At 61.0% G+C, this 13,860-nt stretch carries 22 protein-coding genes; 13 read left to right on the top strand and 9 right to left on the bottom strand.

Annotated features, from left to right (window positions below; translation table 11 throughout):
* The first annotated feature begins 50 nt into the window (after nt 1-50).
* Nucleotides 51-257, top strand: coding sequence for a hypothetical protein (locus RQI43_RS08100; RefSeq protein ID WP_311274822.1), 207 nt, complete (start codon nt 51-53; stop codon nt 255-257).
* 111 nt (nt 258-368) lie between these two features.
* Here RQI43_RS08100 and RQI43_RS08095 read toward each other — a convergent pair whose 3' ends face one another.
* A complete protein-coding gene (locus tag RQI43_RS08095) occupies nt 369-614 on the bottom strand; it encodes a hypothetical protein (protein ID WP_311274821.1) in 246 nt (81 codons plus the stop codon).
* A gap of 521 nt (nt 615-1,135) precedes the next feature.
* Here RQI43_RS08095 and RQI43_RS08090 point away from each other — a divergent pair.
* Both RQI43_RS08090 and RQI43_RS08085 read left to right on the top strand, forming a co-directional pair.
* Entirely contained in the window at nt 1,136-1,891 is a 756-nt protein-coding gene (locus RQI43_RS08090; RefSeq protein ID WP_311274820.1) for a hypothetical protein, read from the top strand.
* A gap of 221 nt (nt 1,892-2,112) precedes the next feature.
* Nucleotides 2,113-2,268 (top strand): hypothetical protein, encoded by a 156-nt coding sequence (locus RQI43_RS08085; protein ID WP_311274819.1) that lies wholly within the window; start codon nt 2,113-2,115, stop codon nt 2,266-2,268.
* Between the two features lie 244 nt (nt 2,269-2,512).
* Here RQI43_RS08085 and RQI43_RS08080 read toward each other — a convergent pair whose 3' ends face one another.
* The 7 genes from RQI43_RS08080 to RQI43_RS08050 all read right to left on the bottom strand — a co-directional run bounded on the left by RQI43_RS08080 (nt 2,513) and on the right by RQI43_RS08050 (nt 7,439).
* Nucleotides 2,513-3,226, bottom strand: coding sequence for a transcription termination/antitermination NusG family protein (locus RQI43_RS08080; protein ID WP_311274818.1), 714 nt, complete (start codon nt 3,224-3,226; stop codon nt 2,513-2,515).
* Between the two features lie 39 nt (nt 3,227-3,265).
* Entirely contained in the window at nt 3,266-4,807 is a 1,542-nt protein-coding gene (locus tag RQI43_RS08075) for a DnaB-like helicase C-terminal domain-containing protein (RefSeq protein ID WP_311274817.1), read from the bottom strand.
* 207 nt (nt 4,808-5,014) lie between these two features.
* The gene (locus RQI43_RS08070; protein ID WP_311274816.1) at nt 5,015-5,791 is read right to left on the bottom strand and encodes a hypothetical protein; all 777 of its coding nucleotides are present in this window, start codon (nt 5,789-5,791) and stop codon (nt 5,015-5,017) included.
* A complete protein-coding gene (locus RQI43_RS08065; RefSeq protein ID WP_311274815.1) occupies nt 5,788-6,243 on the bottom strand; it encodes a hypothetical protein in 456 nt (151 codons plus the stop codon). Before RQI43_RS08065 ends, RQI43_RS08070 begins: the two co-directional genes overlap by 4 nt.
* Entirely contained in the window at nt 6,240-6,512 is a 273-nt protein-coding gene (locus RQI43_RS08060) for a DUF837 domain-containing protein (protein WP_311274814.1), read from the bottom strand. The genes RQI43_RS08065 and RQI43_RS08060 overlap by 4 nt, the downstream gene beginning before the upstream one ends.
* A 116-nt stretch (nt 6,513-6,628) precedes the next feature.
* Nucleotides 6,629-7,057 carry a hypothetical protein gene (locus tag RQI43_RS08055; RefSeq protein ID WP_311274813.1) on the bottom strand — a complete coding sequence of 143 codons (429 nt, stop codon included), beginning with the start codon at nt 7,055-7,057 and terminating at the stop codon, nt 6,629-6,631.
* Between the two features lie 157 nt (nt 7,058-7,214).
* The gene (locus RQI43_RS08050) at nt 7,215-7,439 is read right to left on the bottom strand and encodes a hypothetical protein (RefSeq protein ID WP_056424110.1); all 225 of its coding nucleotides are present in this window, start codon (nt 7,437-7,439) and stop codon (nt 7,215-7,217) included.
* 95 nt (nt 7,440-7,534) lie between these two features.
* On the opposite strand from RQI43_RS08050, the gene RQI43_RS08045 reads away from it, so the two are divergent.
* From RQI43_RS08045 to RQI43_RS08000, 10 genes are all read left to right on the top strand, one after another.
* Nucleotides 7,535-7,780, top strand: coding sequence for a hypothetical protein (locus tag RQI43_RS08045; protein ID WP_311274812.1), 246 nt, complete (start codon nt 7,535-7,537; stop codon nt 7,778-7,780).
* Nucleotides 7,781-7,843: 63 nt separating this feature from the next.
* Nucleotides 7,844-7,990, top strand: a complete 147-nt coding sequence (locus RQI43_RS08040) for a hypothetical protein (protein WP_311274811.1) — start codon at nt 7,844-7,846, stop codon at nt 7,988-7,990.
* Nucleotides 7,991-8,001: 11 nt separating this feature from the next.
* Complete coding sequence (locus RQI43_RS08035; RefSeq protein WP_311274810.1) at nt 8,002-8,628, top strand: hypothetical protein; 627 nt, start codon at nt 8,002-8,004, stop codon at nt 8,626-8,628.
* Nucleotides 8,625-9,098, top strand: a complete 474-nt coding sequence (locus RQI43_RS08030; protein WP_311274809.1) for a hypothetical protein — start codon at nt 8,625-8,627, stop codon at nt 9,096-9,098. Before RQI43_RS08035 ends, RQI43_RS08030 begins: the two co-directional genes overlap by 4 nt.
* The gene (locus RQI43_RS08025; RefSeq protein ID WP_311274808.1) at nt 9,095-9,298 is read left to right on the top strand and encodes a hypothetical protein; all 204 of its coding nucleotides are present in this window, start codon (nt 9,095-9,097) and stop codon (nt 9,296-9,298) included. Before RQI43_RS08030 ends, RQI43_RS08025 begins: the two co-directional genes overlap by 4 nt.
* Complete coding sequence (locus RQI43_RS08020; RefSeq protein ID WP_311274807.1) at nt 9,295-9,753, top strand: hypothetical protein; 459 nt, start codon at nt 9,295-9,297, stop codon at nt 9,751-9,753. The genes RQI43_RS08025 and RQI43_RS08020 overlap by 4 nt, the downstream gene beginning before the upstream one ends.
* Nucleotides 9,750-10,277 (top strand): hypothetical protein, encoded by a 528-nt coding sequence (locus tag RQI43_RS08015; protein ID WP_311274806.1) that lies wholly within the window; start codon nt 9,750-9,752, stop codon nt 10,275-10,277. The genes RQI43_RS08020 and RQI43_RS08015 overlap by 4 nt, the downstream gene beginning before the upstream one ends.
* Before the next feature lie 23 nt (nt 10,278-10,300).
* The gene (locus RQI43_RS08010) at nt 10,301-10,921 is read left to right on the top strand and encodes a hypothetical protein (protein WP_311274805.1); all 621 of its coding nucleotides are present in this window, start codon (nt 10,301-10,303) and stop codon (nt 10,919-10,921) included.
* Nucleotides 10,918-11,214 (top strand): hypothetical protein, encoded by a 297-nt coding sequence (locus RQI43_RS08005; protein ID WP_311274804.1) that lies wholly within the window; start codon nt 10,918-10,920, stop codon nt 11,212-11,214. Before RQI43_RS08010 ends, RQI43_RS08005 begins: the two co-directional genes overlap by 4 nt.
* A 414-nt stretch (nt 11,215-11,628) precedes the next feature.
* The gene (locus tag RQI43_RS08000; RefSeq protein ID WP_311274803.1) at nt 11,629-13,002 is read left to right on the top strand and encodes a calcium-binding protein; all 1,374 of its coding nucleotides are present in this window, start codon (nt 11,629-11,631) and stop codon (nt 13,000-13,002) included.
* Here RQI43_RS08000 and RQI43_RS07995 read toward each other — a convergent pair.
* The gene (locus RQI43_RS07995) at nt 12,992-13,840 is read right to left on the bottom strand and encodes a tyrosine-type recombinase/integrase (RefSeq protein WP_311274802.1); all 849 of its coding nucleotides are present in this window, start codon (nt 13,838-13,840) and stop codon (nt 12,992-12,994) included. The genes RQI43_RS08000 and RQI43_RS07995 overlap by 11 nt on opposite strands.
* Nucleotides 13,841-13,860: the final 20 nt, after the last annotated feature.

Here is a 13,860-nt window from a genome sequence, read left to right as displayed (position 1 = left end):
CCAACGCTGCATGGACTGATAAGTCAGGGATCAACGAGGAGAAGAGTTTTATGAAGAAGCTGATTCTGATGGCTGCTGCCATGGTCGTGATGAGCTCGGCCCCAGCGCTGGCAATGGATTGCTGCGGCGGAGCCAAGGGTAAGGCGCCGATGTGCGGCAAAGGCTCGATGGCGATGGGCCATAGCGGGATGAAGGCCAGGAAGGGCAGCTGCTGCTGCGAGGGCATGTCCGGTGGCATGAGTAGGAAGCGTGCCTAGTAGCGGAACCCCGGAGCTCAGTGCCCTTCCTGGATGACGTCAACGGGTGATCAAACGATGCCTGCTTCCGAAGAACGGATAGAGGAAGCGTAGGTTCGCCTGCCGGCCAGATCAGCCCTTCTTCTTGTAGGCCTGGATCGCGTTCTGGCATCCCGGCGACAGCTTCGACATGTTCTTTTGGAAGCAGGCCTGCGTCTCGGGGCCATCCTCGGGGGGCATGCCGGCGCAGAAGGTCGTGAAGTCGCCAGCGCATTGCATCTGTAAAGCGGCCTTGTCCTCAGCGGACATTGGTGCGGCCATCGCGGCACTGGCCGCAGCGGTCGCGAGTATGAGGCTCAACCCAAAACGTCCGATCATGTTCTGCTCCCTCGACCCCAGATGCTGAGGGTCGAAGCTAAGAACTCTGACTTGGGCTGAACCGTTGCACCTCCGATAGCCGCCAGCCCTTTGACCGCGCGAGACACGGTCAGGCCTGCCTTCTCGGCTCTGATCGCATGCACTCCTTTAAGCGAGCGCGCCGGGGAAGATCCTCGGCCTCACGCTTGCGTCGCTGCTCATCCTCACGGCAGCGGGTGAATATGCCGAACATGCGGCCTTACGAAGATGTAGCGTTCACTTTTATACTTAAGTACCGTGCGGTGATCGTGGCATTATTACTACGCGTCGGTAAAACTTCAGTACCAGGAACGCGCTCGCCCTACGAATTTCCGGTGCTCACTCCTGACGACTGGATAGAGTACGGCGGATGCGTTCTAGGAACGTGCGGGAATTTGTGGCAATCCTCGAATGCTGTGACCAGGCGGTGATTCGCTACATACAGCAGGTAAACAGGCGCGAAAGACTGTAAGCCTCGCTGCTTTCAAAGGGGGGGTAAAAACATGGCGACAGTGATTTCTTATATCGCGGCCGACGCCAGGACGTTTAATCTATACGAATTTATTGACGAGAATCCGATCTTCTCGGCTCAGAAATCAACAAGCTATAAAATTGCTTTCGGCGAGAGCCAGCAATCCATCGTAACTGGCGTGGGCTTTGAGTTCGATCCCACCTTTGGCTATCCCACTGCAGGTACCACTACAGCTGCATCGACTTATGTGGGAGGCAAAATCGCGGCCAAACTCACCGGCTTAAGCATAACGACCGAGCAGGCGAACCAGTACATTGCCTCCAACAATCCTGCTGCCGTCAACAAGGATTTGTTTAAGGGCGCCGATACAATTGTTGGGTCAAAGTTCAACGACTATCTCGATGGCTTCGGTGGCAATGACTCCGTCACGGGCGGCCTGGGGCGTGATTCTTTGAAGGGCGGAACCGGCGCCGATACGTTCATTTTCAAGACGCTGGCCGACAGCACCGTGTCGAGCACCGGACGCGATACCATCCTCGACTTTCGTCAAAGCCAAGGCGATAAGATAAGCGTCAAATCTATCGACGCGATGTCCAGCTCCACTATCAATGAGGCTTTTCACTTCATTGGCGACAATGGTTTCACCAAGCACGCTGGCGAGCTGCGAGCTGTGATATCGGGTACCAATACAATCGTCAGCGGCGACGTCGACGGCAACGGCCAAGCTGATTTCTCAGTTCTGGTTAAGGGTATTGCGGAGCTTCACGCGGCTGACTTCATCCTTTAAATAAAATCTTCTTCGCCTAAGCTTAATGAGATGTCCATGCTGTCTACAGCATGGACATCTTCGCGAGCTTAGTGACCTAACCCCAATGCTCCACTCAGCTTAACGCTTCGATCTACCGCGGCCCTGAACCTGGAGAAACGGGGTGGAACCGTCCTCGACATATTTAAGCAACGCTTACCGGCTATCGAAGACGCGAACTCACTCCTGATTGGATGCATGAGATGCGAACGATTGCCCATCCCTTCCGATGGCTGCTGGCCCTAATCGCCCTGATGATGTCGCCAACGATGGTGGACAATCAAAACGCAGCCGATGATTCAGAAACGAGCGCTATCGAAGAGACCGTGGGCGAGGTCGTTTTCCGCCATTACATCTGAGGCAGCCGGCGCTTCCGCATCGAACTCTGATGATTGCCAGAGCGGCGTTCCTGCGGGCACAGTGCGTGCCGGCATGATGGTTGAAGCGGTCGAACTTTGTTCGAATTCGAGTAGTACCCCAATGGGGTCAGAGATGTTGAACCAGCCTCCAAAGTGGAGAAGCGGTCTCACCCGTCTCCGTCGCGGCTTAACATCGATCCCATAGTGGGAGAGTACAGCGGCGTCTGTTCAGCAAGTTGGAATACTACAATAGTTGGACTTGCGCAATGTTCAACTCGATGGGCGAGGCCCGCCCAAACAGCGAAACTGACACGGCAATCCGGTCATCCGGCAGAATCCGCTCCACAGTTGCGGGGAACGAGGCGAACGGCCCGTCGGTCACCATCACGCCCTGTCCGATCTTAATCCCGACCGGCTCTACGATCTCGCCTTTGGCGATCCGGTCTACGAACCGCTGTAGGCCCTCTGCATCGAGCTGGGCAGGCTTGAGCACCGGTCCAGAGACATTCCCCTCCAGTGACTTGTCCTCGACCGGGTAGCAGACGATCTCGGCGACGCCTGGCCGGTCTCTGGCGATCGCGAGATGAGGTTCATCCTTCACCCCAATGAACACCGTGCGGATCAGCATCGGCGTGCGCCGGACAACGCGCCGGCCGCGTCGCACGACGACCTCCGAGGCGCGTGGCTGATACGTCACCACCTCAGCCGCCTGTAGCGCCTCCAGGGCCCGCACGCCCATGCGTGGCACCGTCTTAGCGATGTACCAGCACAGGGTGGGGTCGATCGTCGGCGAGGCCACACCGCAGATTGGATCGGCAGCGCTGCGTGCGCTAGCTGCGGAAGATCCCATGCCCAGGCCTGCAGCGGTTCCAGCTGACGCACGGCGTTCAACCCTCCGTTCCTGTCGAAGCTGACGGCGCTGTCTCTCACGCTGCCGCTTTCCCTTGGTGCGAGCCATGGAGTTCTCCCTTGGAATCGGATGGGGTGCGTTTGTGGCTCAGGCCACGAACTGGCGGAGCTCGTCGTCAAACATCAGGGACACGTCGCCGATCTTGCCGGTCTCGTGAAACTTGACCTTGCGGATGCCGACATTGGCGATGCGGTCGTGCGGCGAGGCACGGTGGATCACGAGACCGATCTCGGCCTTGTTCGCCCAGGTCGCACCGTCGGCGATGTCGTAGAGAGACATCGGTTCTCCGCTCCGGACCGAGAGGCCGGCAGACTTGGTCGGGTGAGCCACCACGACGGTGCAAACGTCGTAGCTATGCGCGAACCGCTTCAGCAGCCGGATGGCTCTGTTGGTGTAATCGGCGACGTTCTCGCCGGGCCGGCGCTTGTGCTCGACCTCGTTCCAGGGATCGAGGAGGAGCATGGAGATGCCCTCGCGGACCACAGCGTCCGCAGCCCTATCGATTACCCACTGAACGTCGGCCTCGGTGTCCTCATCGTCCGGAGCAAGGGCGATGAAGACGAAGTGCTCATCGATGAAGCGGCGGCAGCCATCACATTCAGGCTTGGTCCAGAGGTTGCGCGGCTTCTGCAGCATGAAGCCAAGCAGCATGTTCTCCAGGATCGGCCGGACATGCATCTCGAAGGAGGCGATGGCGATCCGCCAGTTATGCCCCGTCGCCATGTTCATCGCGATTTGGGTCATCAGGGCAGTCTTGCCGCCACCGGGCAGTCCGCTGACCACCACGAAGGCTCCGCGGTAGAGCCGCATGTGATGGTCGAGTTCGCGGAATCCGGTGGTCAGGGCAAGGAGGGGAGGACGCTCCGGAAAGTCGGAGAGCTTGTAGAGGCCTTTCACCGGGAAGGGCTTCGCCTGTTCGATACAGGCCATGACGGCGTCGGCCCCGAAGTGCTGGAGCACCTCGTTCAGATCCTTCACCGGCCGGAGCACGCCGTCTGCATCCGCCACGCAGGGCTCGGCTGGATAGCTGACGAGGCAGCAACGGGAGCGGCCGAGCCGGCGGGCCAGTTCCTGTCCGAGGCGGCGGCCCGGCTCATCGTTGTCGACGGCAAGGACGAACCGCTTCACCCGCTTCAGGCGGTCCCAGTTGTTGAAGACGTAACGGTATTTGTCGTCGTGTTCGGGCACCACGTCGTCAGCATTGTCTGGCACCTCGACGAGGTTGCCCTGCTCGTCCCGTGCTGGAGGGGCGCCGTCGGGCACGGAGACGCTGAAAGGGTGACCAGACTGAACGGCGGCGACCGTGTCCAATTCGCCCTCGGTGATGACCACCGGTGCCTGACCGTTCTGAACGGCCGGGTCGTCGAGTACGGCGACGTTGAAGAACGTCTTTCGAGCACCGGCACGCTGCCAGAACCGTTTCTTGCCGGCGGTGTCCCGCCCCCGGTACTTGGCGTTCACCTCCTCGCCGCCGTCGATGTACGGGAAGACCAGGATGTTGCCGGCGGCGTCAGGAACCGGATCGCCACCCTGAGCGCGCTTGGCGCTGTAGATCCCCAAACGTGAGGCGGTCTCGCTGTCGAGGGCCCGGCTTTCGAGCCAGGCGATTGCCGTTGGGTTGAGGCTCATCGCTGAAATACTTTCCGCCGCTCAGATCGCAGTTGAGGCATCGAAACCCGACGCCACCGGCGTCGATCGTGACGCCCAAGGAACGGCGTCGGCGGTTGGCGGCGTGCTTGGCGCTGACTGAACAGCGAGGGCAGATCGCGTAGTGCCGGCCGGGGGATGTCGACCGCAGGATGATCCCGAATTCTCCGAGGATCTCATCGACCGATCTCACGGCACGTAGCCGCAAGGCCTCGGCTTGGGCGCGTTTGCCTTGGCCTCGGCATCGGCCCTGAAGCGCTCGACCGCGAGCCGCGCCTCCCGATCTCGCTTGGCCAGTGCCCCTGGCACGGCGAAGAACCAGCTCGTCTGGTCGCCGGCCCACCCGGTCAGGCCCGTCAGCTCGGCTCGAAGGTTGATGCTGGGGAACGCGGCTTCCCATTTTCGGAAGTCGGGCTCGTTGAGCCGGATGACGCCACTCTCGAAAAAATATCGTTTCGCCCCCGGCGCCGATCGCGAAGCGGCGGCGCGAGTGTCAGGCTCAGGTTTTTCAGGAAGAGGCAGAACGGTAGTACCACCCTCCTCTTCTATCTGGATTCTGGCTTCTGGATTCTGGGCTTTATCCTCCCCCTTATCCGGGGGGTTAACCCCCTGGTTAAGGTCGGGGTTACCCCCTCTTTTACCATTCTCCTTATCTTTCAATGCCTTGGCATTGTCCCGAACCATTCTGCGGCTGTAGATCGTTCCGTCTGCCGTGACCGAGTAGATGCCGTGCAGCGCCAGAGTTGCGAGAGACTTCCGGCATTCTTTGAGGCTCATGCCGACCATCCGGGCGAGGTCGGAATCGGTCAAAGGACGGCCCATTACGACGAGATGGCCGTATGGTTCGGCGTTGTGCATGATGCACAGCATCTCCATCCAGAGGCCGCGCGCAGCCATCGGGCAAAGCCTGAGCGCCGGCTTCGAGAGCCAGTCCGACGGATAGAATTTGATCCAGGGGGCGCTCATCGATCCGCTCCCGCGTAGCTGGTGAGGAATTGGAGCGCTTCTTGCGCATCGCTTCCCGCGTCGAGGAAATTCAGCAGCGTCAGACGTTCTTCGTCGGACACGTCATTGAGGGCCAGGACGGCGTCCAGCTGGGCCAGCAGGCCTGTCAGCGCCTCGGCCGGGGCAATGTCGTACCAGCCCCTGCCCAACGCCTTCGAGAGGTGATGGTCCGCGAACTTGCCCTGAAGCAGGTGGGCGATGATGAGACCGTCCGGAAACCGCACGGCATGGATCAGCGTGGCCTCAAACGGACAGCAGGCCTGGATGGTCGCCATTTCGCCCGAGATATCGTCGGTGACCCCGATTCGGACGGGAGCATGCATGGCGACGCCGACACGGCGCGCGATGAGATAGACATGCGTGGGTCGCCGTTCCCGCGTGACGTCGGTATCGGGGGTGGATCCGATGCTCATGCCGGTCCTCCACCACGCACGCGTCCACGGAAACGGATGTTCTCGGCGCTGAGCCGGGCGATCTCGTCTTCGAGGTCGAGCTGCTTTCGTTCGTCGGACGCCAGATGCGCCCGCATGAACGCGGTGTAGGCGTCGACCGCCGCGCGATGGTCAGCGATGTCCTCGCTCTGATGGGCACGCCGCTTGGCGTCGACCCAACGATCGAAAAGGGCACTCCGATACGCCTTCACGCGCTCGGGGATGGGGGGTGACGAGACAGCAAGGGGCATCGGCCAAAGCTCCGAGGTTCGGGAGCGCCGTGTTCGGGCGTGAGGGATGAGGACGGCGAAGCGCTACGAGCGGGTCAGGCCGGCGGCGGCTGGGCGTGGGTCAGTGGGATCACCGCTCAGTGTCCCTGATCCAGGGGGCGATCATGATCGCGAGGCCCGAAGCCCAGCGCAGGATCATCCGAGCGATCCACGTCCGGGCCCTGAAGGCCCAGGGCCGCGTCGGCGGTGGCGAGGAGGGAAAGGACGGACCTGTGCTCATTGCGCGCCTGCTCCGTTGCACGAGCGTCTCGCGCTGCTTCTCTGAGGCGATCCATCTCTTCGGAGCGGATCGAGCGGGCTTCGTTGTGCCAGATGCCCCGCACCCGGCGGTCGTTCAGTCCCGTGGTGCGGGCCACACGGGATAGCGCAGCTTTCACGTTCTCGCCGAGCCGCATGGGGCCGGCGATCAACTCCACCAAATAGCGGGCTTCAGCCTGAGAGCTCATGGCGACAGCCTCGTCGGCCTTGGGTGATTTACCCGCGTTCTCGGGTGACTTGCCCAACATCTCGGGTGGCTCCTCTGGTCTTGTGGTGTTCGACCACGACGGGAGACCAGAGGATGAGAAGCGACGTTGGGGGTCGGAACGAAGGACAGACTGACGGACGCGGCGCCTTGGCGGGAGAGCGCGGACGGCAGGAACAGGATGGGACGAGCGGAAACGATCACGACACGGCCTCCGCGGGAGCGCGGCGGTTCGTCAGCGGCTGCAGATCAGCGGATCTGACCCTGCCGCCGGTGACCTCCTCGATACGGGCGGCAACCCGCACCGAGGGGCCACGGGTCCGGAAGCGCAGCTTTCTTACGCCGTACTCGGAGATGTCGCCGATCTTCTCGGCCATCTCCGAGTCGGACAGGTCCTCGGACCGCATGAAGTCCTTGAGCAGCATCAGGCAGCGAGCCTCCCTGCAGGGGGAGAGGGCAATCGAAACAGACGTCCACGTGACGAGGAAGGAAGGCCCCAATGGGCACGCCGGAAGAAGAGATGTTCGATATCCAGCTGGAGAGTATCGAACGGGAGTTGGACGTCGATCTCGGTGGGGAGACGCTGGAGATCGAATTCGCGTTCAGCCGTACTGGCTGCCGGGGGCATGCGAGGGTCAGCATCGAGGCGGATTCGGTGACCACCACCGAGATCGTCCCGTTCGGCATAAGCGACCTGCATCTGGCCTTCGCTGCCCTGGCGGAACAGACGAAGGCGTGGCGGATCGAACCGATCGCGCGTGGGTGACCCAGGCGAACACGTGCGTAGCTGCGTTCCGAATCCCGCTCCCTCCGTTAGGATACTGACGCCATGGATGCTCTGAGCGAACCGTGGACCACCTATCGAAGCGGAGATCGTGAGGAGCGATCTGCCGGAGCCAACACCGTGACGCGAGAGACCGTCGCCGACGCCCTGGCGGTACTGATGGTGGACTTGGCCAGGCACGACAGCAGGTAAGTGACCTAGGCTTGCAGTCCGTTCGCCCGCTTGATGGTTCCTGGTCCAATCAACGGGCTTGGACGGCACCTGCGCTTCGCACCGCCATACTTGCAGCGGTCCCGGTGTGCGGTCGCGGCGGAACGACCCCGTTCCGGATCCGCCGGTACCGGTCACTGCTTCCCATCGCTGAGGTATTCGACCGACGTCGGCGTGAGTGTGAGGACCGGTTCTGGGTCAAAGAACTCTCATCCGCGCGCGCCGAAGCTCGGGAAGCACAATCTCTCGCCGAACTACGGCTCCACTCGCTAACCGCCTCAACACTAGATGGCCTTGCGACGATCGTCCGTAACATCAACGCCCCCAACTGGGATGGGCTGCCCAAGATTTGGGTTTCGCTTCTGCTCAGCGCAGCAAAGATCACCGGTACCAATCTTGGCATCCCAGCATTTGACGTGAAACGCTGGGTCTCCGAGTTCGAAGCCATTGGTGGTCGTATTGTGCCCCCCAGTCGATACGGCGCTGGCGGAACTTCCTGGCCGGTCGACAGTGCGCACACGCCCGAAATCAAGCAGACGTTCAAACGTTTGTCGGACGAGCGGGAAGCCAACAAAATCCGAATCCGCCTTTTCATTGAGCGCGGCGAGGTGGTGGCATGACCGCCTCTCCCGTCATCACTCAGGAACTACGGGCTCTCCTCGTCTATGATGCTCTTCCGAACGGATGTATCGCCAAGCCGGTGAAGGATGGGGGCCTTGCCCCGCACCTGCACCCCGGCGAATTTGCAATCGTCGACACGACCGACTGTGACCCGGTTCACGGCGAATTGTACTTCGTCGCATGGATGGGACGAGCGGCCGCCAATGGCAGCGAAGACGGCGATCTCGCTCAGGCTTACCGCCGCGAGCTGAACAGCGATGGCACCGCGTGGTGGGTCGGCTCGATGCGCCGGCAGATATCAGCTGAGGATCGTGCCCGTGCCATCGCTAATCACGACTGGAGCGCGTTCGGCTGGTCGAATGGCCCCTATAAGGAAGGTGCTTTGGAGCGCCAGATAAGAGGCCGCGTCATCGGCATCTTGGCTCCATCATTTGAAGAACCCCGCAGGCTGACGGGAGGCGTGGCATGAGCGCTCAGACATCAGACCGGGCCATCGAACTCGCGCAGGCCCTATTGGAGGAAGACACCTCCGAACTGTTCGGCGACGACGGCGGGGCCGCCTTCCGCACGTTTCTTGATATCCGGTTTCGCGGGATCACCAGGGAGGACGTACGTCGCGGCGTAGAGATCGCGACCGAATGCGTTTTGGTGGATGGGATGCCGGCATGAACGGGGCCCGCTCCCTCCCGACCACTGACATCCGCGGGGTGAACACCATCTTGCTCCGCGACGGCTCCGAGATCCGGCTGGAGGACATCCAATCCTCCGCGCAGGGCCGGGCCATTCTCGACGAGATCGATGGCGCTATCCTCGCGATCGAGGACCAGATCACCCTCGGATTCGAGAGCGATGATCCATCGTGGAAGACCCGAGCCGAGATCGCTCTCAAGAGGAAGCGTCGGAGCCGGCCAGTGCTTCAAGCCCGCATCGGTGAACTCCGGCGCGCTGAGAAGGCGTTGGCGATCAAGGACACCCACGCCAACGCGACGACAAAGGTTGATGCCAAGCGGCAGGCCTTCGTCCACGCGGCCTACGAACTTCTCGGCCACGAAACCTGTGTCGAGGTCTGGGCCCTGGCCCAGGAAAAGCAGCCTGCGCTGTTCATGGAAGGGGGATCGTCATGATCCCTCACTCCATCCAGCCGAAGCTGATCAAGCTGCTCCCGCTCCTCGGCAGCGACAACGACGGGGAGGTGGTCTCGACGGTGCGGGCGATCGGGCGGACGCTCGCCTCGGCAGACGCAGACTTCCACGACCTCACCGACTCCCTGGTGAGGGCGAAGGTGGTCAACAAGCCGCTCTCCTCGGCCGAGGGCTACAACTACGCCGACACTTACCGAGAGGCGGCCTTCGACGGCCGGGATGACACCCATCCGAGATCACCCACTCGTCGTTTCGGCCTTTCCATCTGGCACCCGGAACAGGTGATCCCGTGGTGGGAGGTCGCCAAGCACTGCATCACCGAGAGTAAAGCGCTGCCGAGGAAGGTCGGCGGAAAATTCCTGCGGCCCGATGAGGTCGTGCTGCTCAAGCGCATCGAGGCGCACGAGTTCTGGCCGACCAACCAGGACGCCTCATGGATGGAGACCATTGTCGCTCGCCTCCATCAAGCGCGGGACTTCACGAAGCGGGAAAGGGCAAAGCCATGACGGCTCCCGATCCGATCCTGGCGGTGATCGCGGATCATCGCGCCGCCGACGACGCCCTGACCCTCATCCTCGAAACCTTGGATGAGGACGACGAGGAGGCGATGCGAGCCCATAACCGGGCAGCGGACCGGTGCCTCGACGCCCGCCGGGCCATGAACACCTTGGTGCCAGTGACGATGGGCGGCCTACAGGCGCTCGTCGCACACTACGTCCGATACGAGGAATACACCGACGGCTTCGAGCGTATCGGGGCAGCCCTGGAGGGCTGTGATTCCACCTTGCGACTTTCGATGCTGCGGGTCGAAATTATCAAGTCTGATCAGGATGTTGAGGTCGCGAATCGGCCGACCGTCCCTGACGTGATTTTCGCTCACCGTACCGCATGGGACGCCTTCCAAATAGCGCCTCACGAGGATGTCGATCTGGATGCCGCCTACGAAGCTCAGAGCGACATGCAAGCCGCCTTCGACCTGGTGCTCACCGCACCATGCACGGCCCGTATCGAGGCTCTTGCCCTCCGCGCTCACCTTCAATGGTGGCTCGCGGAGGAAGCCGAGCTCGCAGCCGATTACCAGCCGCAATACGCTATCGCGCAGGCTCGTGCGACGGAACTCGGCATGCTGCTTAATGGAGGCGTTCCATGACGGTGCCGACCCTTGACGACATCCGCGCCGCGTGGATGCGACTGCCGGCGAGCCAGCGCGACGAGATCGGCCTGCTCGCGGCCGACCTTGTCTTCCAGGGATACCTCTACGGCGATCTGGTGCCCGAGAAGGATCAGGTTCTGCCGGACCAAGACGCCCGCGATGCCGCCGGTGACCGGGAGAACGATCGCCTCAACGAGATCCACCGCACCGTGACAGGCGCGCTGCCCGACCTGTTCGGGCCGGATGGCGATCACCCGGCATGGGCGACAAATTCACATGGAGCGCGCTGATGCAGTCCGCCGAGACCGCCCGTCACATCGTACCGTTCCAGGTCGCCGCGCGCGAGCTAAGTCTTAGCCCGACCACCCTCCGTCGTATGTGCAAGGAGGGGCAGGGTCCGACCCTCCTACAGATCAGCACCCGCCGACTCGGCGTTCGTAGGGGGGACCTGGATGCCTGGGTCAAGACGCGCGAGCTGGGCGGCCAAAGGTGACGGGGATCCGACGCTTGGTATCTGTGCCTAATACATCCGAGCGGGATGGTTTGCGACGGTCCGCTTCGAATGGTTGCGCAAAAACAACACAACAACCGAACTCTGGTTGCTCGGTACTCCATACGAATTTTGGCAGAGCGTTCTCCGCAATTACGCCATATGATCCGTCAACGAGGTGGCGGTCTGTTCATAACAAATATGGGGTTGGGACGTGGTAGTTATTTCCAAGAGTGGGAATTATACGATCTCTAGCAGCTTCGGGCGAGAGGTTGTAGAAGGAAGCAGCTCAGCAGGAACCAACGGTCAAATTGTTTCATTTCAAATTGACCAAACAAATACCGTTTACAACAGCTTTTTTTGGAAAATTGTACCGATATCTGGCCAGTATAGTGATTTTTGGGAAGACTTTTTCAGCAACTATCCCGGAGGTGAGCCGGGAGACGCGTTCAGCTCTAGCGGATTTACATACGAAGGTTACTTGGATTTCAAAATTAATCCTGACCTCTTCGCAGAGCTGGATGAGAAATTCGCAATCAATTTTTATCTGTCTCCCGTCGATCCCAGTCGTGGCGTAGCTCCCGTTGCCTCAGCGACATTCACGATCATTGACGATGACCCCATTCGCGTTGTCGGTAACAACGCGGCAAATGTCCTGAAGGGGCAGAGTGGGTCCGATACTATCCTGGGCAAGGGCGGCGATGACACCCTCAGCGGAGGGCGCGGGGACGACCTCCTTGATGGCGGCACGGGTGCTGACAAAATGACCGGCGGTCTCGGCAATGATACGTTCGTTGTCGATAGCGTTCTGGATCAGGTCATCGAAGCGGCCAAGCAGGGAACTGATCTAGTCAAATCTTCTATATCGTTCACGCTTGGAGCGAACGTCGAGAACTTGACGCTGACTGGCGCTAGCGGTCTCAGTGGATACGGCAATGAACTCGCCAATATCCTAATCGGGAATGCCGGTAAAAACATTCTCGATGGTAAGGGCGGCATCGATACCATGCGCGGTGGTGCTGGGAACGATGTATATTATGTTGATCACGCAAAAGATCAGGTCATCGAAGCGGCGACGCAGGGAAGCGATAAGGTTATCAGCAGTGTAAATTATGCGCTAGCAACCGGGCAAGCGATTGAAACGCTTCAGGCTGCAACTGGAAAGGCCACCGTCAGCCTGACTGGCAACGAAAAGGCGAACGCGCTCGTTGGCAATGCCGGTGCGAACCGTCTCGATGGTGGTACAGGCAAGGACGTGCTGACCGGCGGAGCCGGGGCAGATACGTTCGTGTTTTCGACTAAGTTGAGCAGTACAAACGTAGATCACATAAGCGATTATGCGGCTACTGGTGATACCTTCGAACTTGCACAAGGAGTGTTTAAGGCGCTCGCGCTCGGTGATCTTGCCGCTAGTGCGTTCAAAGATATTGCTTCTGGCACTACGGATGCGTCAGACCGCCTCCTTTACAATCGTGGAACGGGTGAATTGTTCTACGATGCCGATGGGAATGGTGCTTCCAAGGCTATCCTTTTTGCCGTTGTTGATACAAAGGTCGCTCTAAATCACCACGATTTCTTCATCGCTTAAGACTGATATCGCAACCAGCGTCCGTCTCGGGAAAACCGGGGCGGACGTATCTGCTTAGTCGTGCATTCCTCTCGATTGCGGAAAGGTGTGCCGCCCACATATCCAGCGCGATCCGCTTCTCTGTTGCGTAGATCGCGCGATTGTAGATCCCGGCCACACCCGCGCGGTGGCCGGAAATGTGGTTCAGCACGGCCTCGACCACATGAGGCAGAACGCCGATCTCGTTCATGCCGGTGGCGGCCGTGCGGCGCAGATCGTGGAGTCGCCAGCCGGTGACGCCTGATCGCTTGTCGTGCGCAGCCTTCGCCCGTGAGAACCCCTGGAAACCGCCCTCCCCCTGACCGAACACTAGCGTACGACCTTCGAGTCGTGGTGCCTTGGTCAGCAGGCCCAGGGCAGCACCGGACAGTGGCACGTCATGCGGCAGACCGTTCTTCACCCGCTCCGCCGGTAACTTCCAGACCGCTCCGACCAGATCGATCTCGGCCCAGGCCATGCCAGCGACCTCGTCGCGCCGCTGGCCCGTCAGCAGTAGTAGCCGGACAATCCGACCGAAGTCGTCGTCGCGGCACGCGCCGAGGACGGCCTTGATCTCGTCCTCTGTCAGAATTCGGGCCCGCCTCTCCTCTGGCGCAGGCTTCGGGACGCCCACGACGGGGTTCATGTCGGCGGCGCCGGTCCCGATAAGCCACGCGAAATGAGCCGACAGCGCCGCCCTCGCGCGGTTGGCCGCGTAGGGGCCGGCATCCCGAGCGATCTCGGCGAGACGCGCCGCGACCTGCTTGCGGTCGATCGCGTGGAGCGGCGTCCGGTGGAGCGGCTTCCAGACCACCCGCATGTAGCGTGCGGCTTCGCTGA

The sequence above is a fragment of the Methylobacterium sp. WCS2018Hpa-22 genome (genome assembly GCF_031843785.1).
Lineage (GTDB): Bacteria > Pseudomonadota > Alphaproteobacteria > Rhizobiales > Beijerinckiaceae > Methylobacterium.
This window is presented reverse-complemented; position numbering and strand designations above follow the sequence as displayed.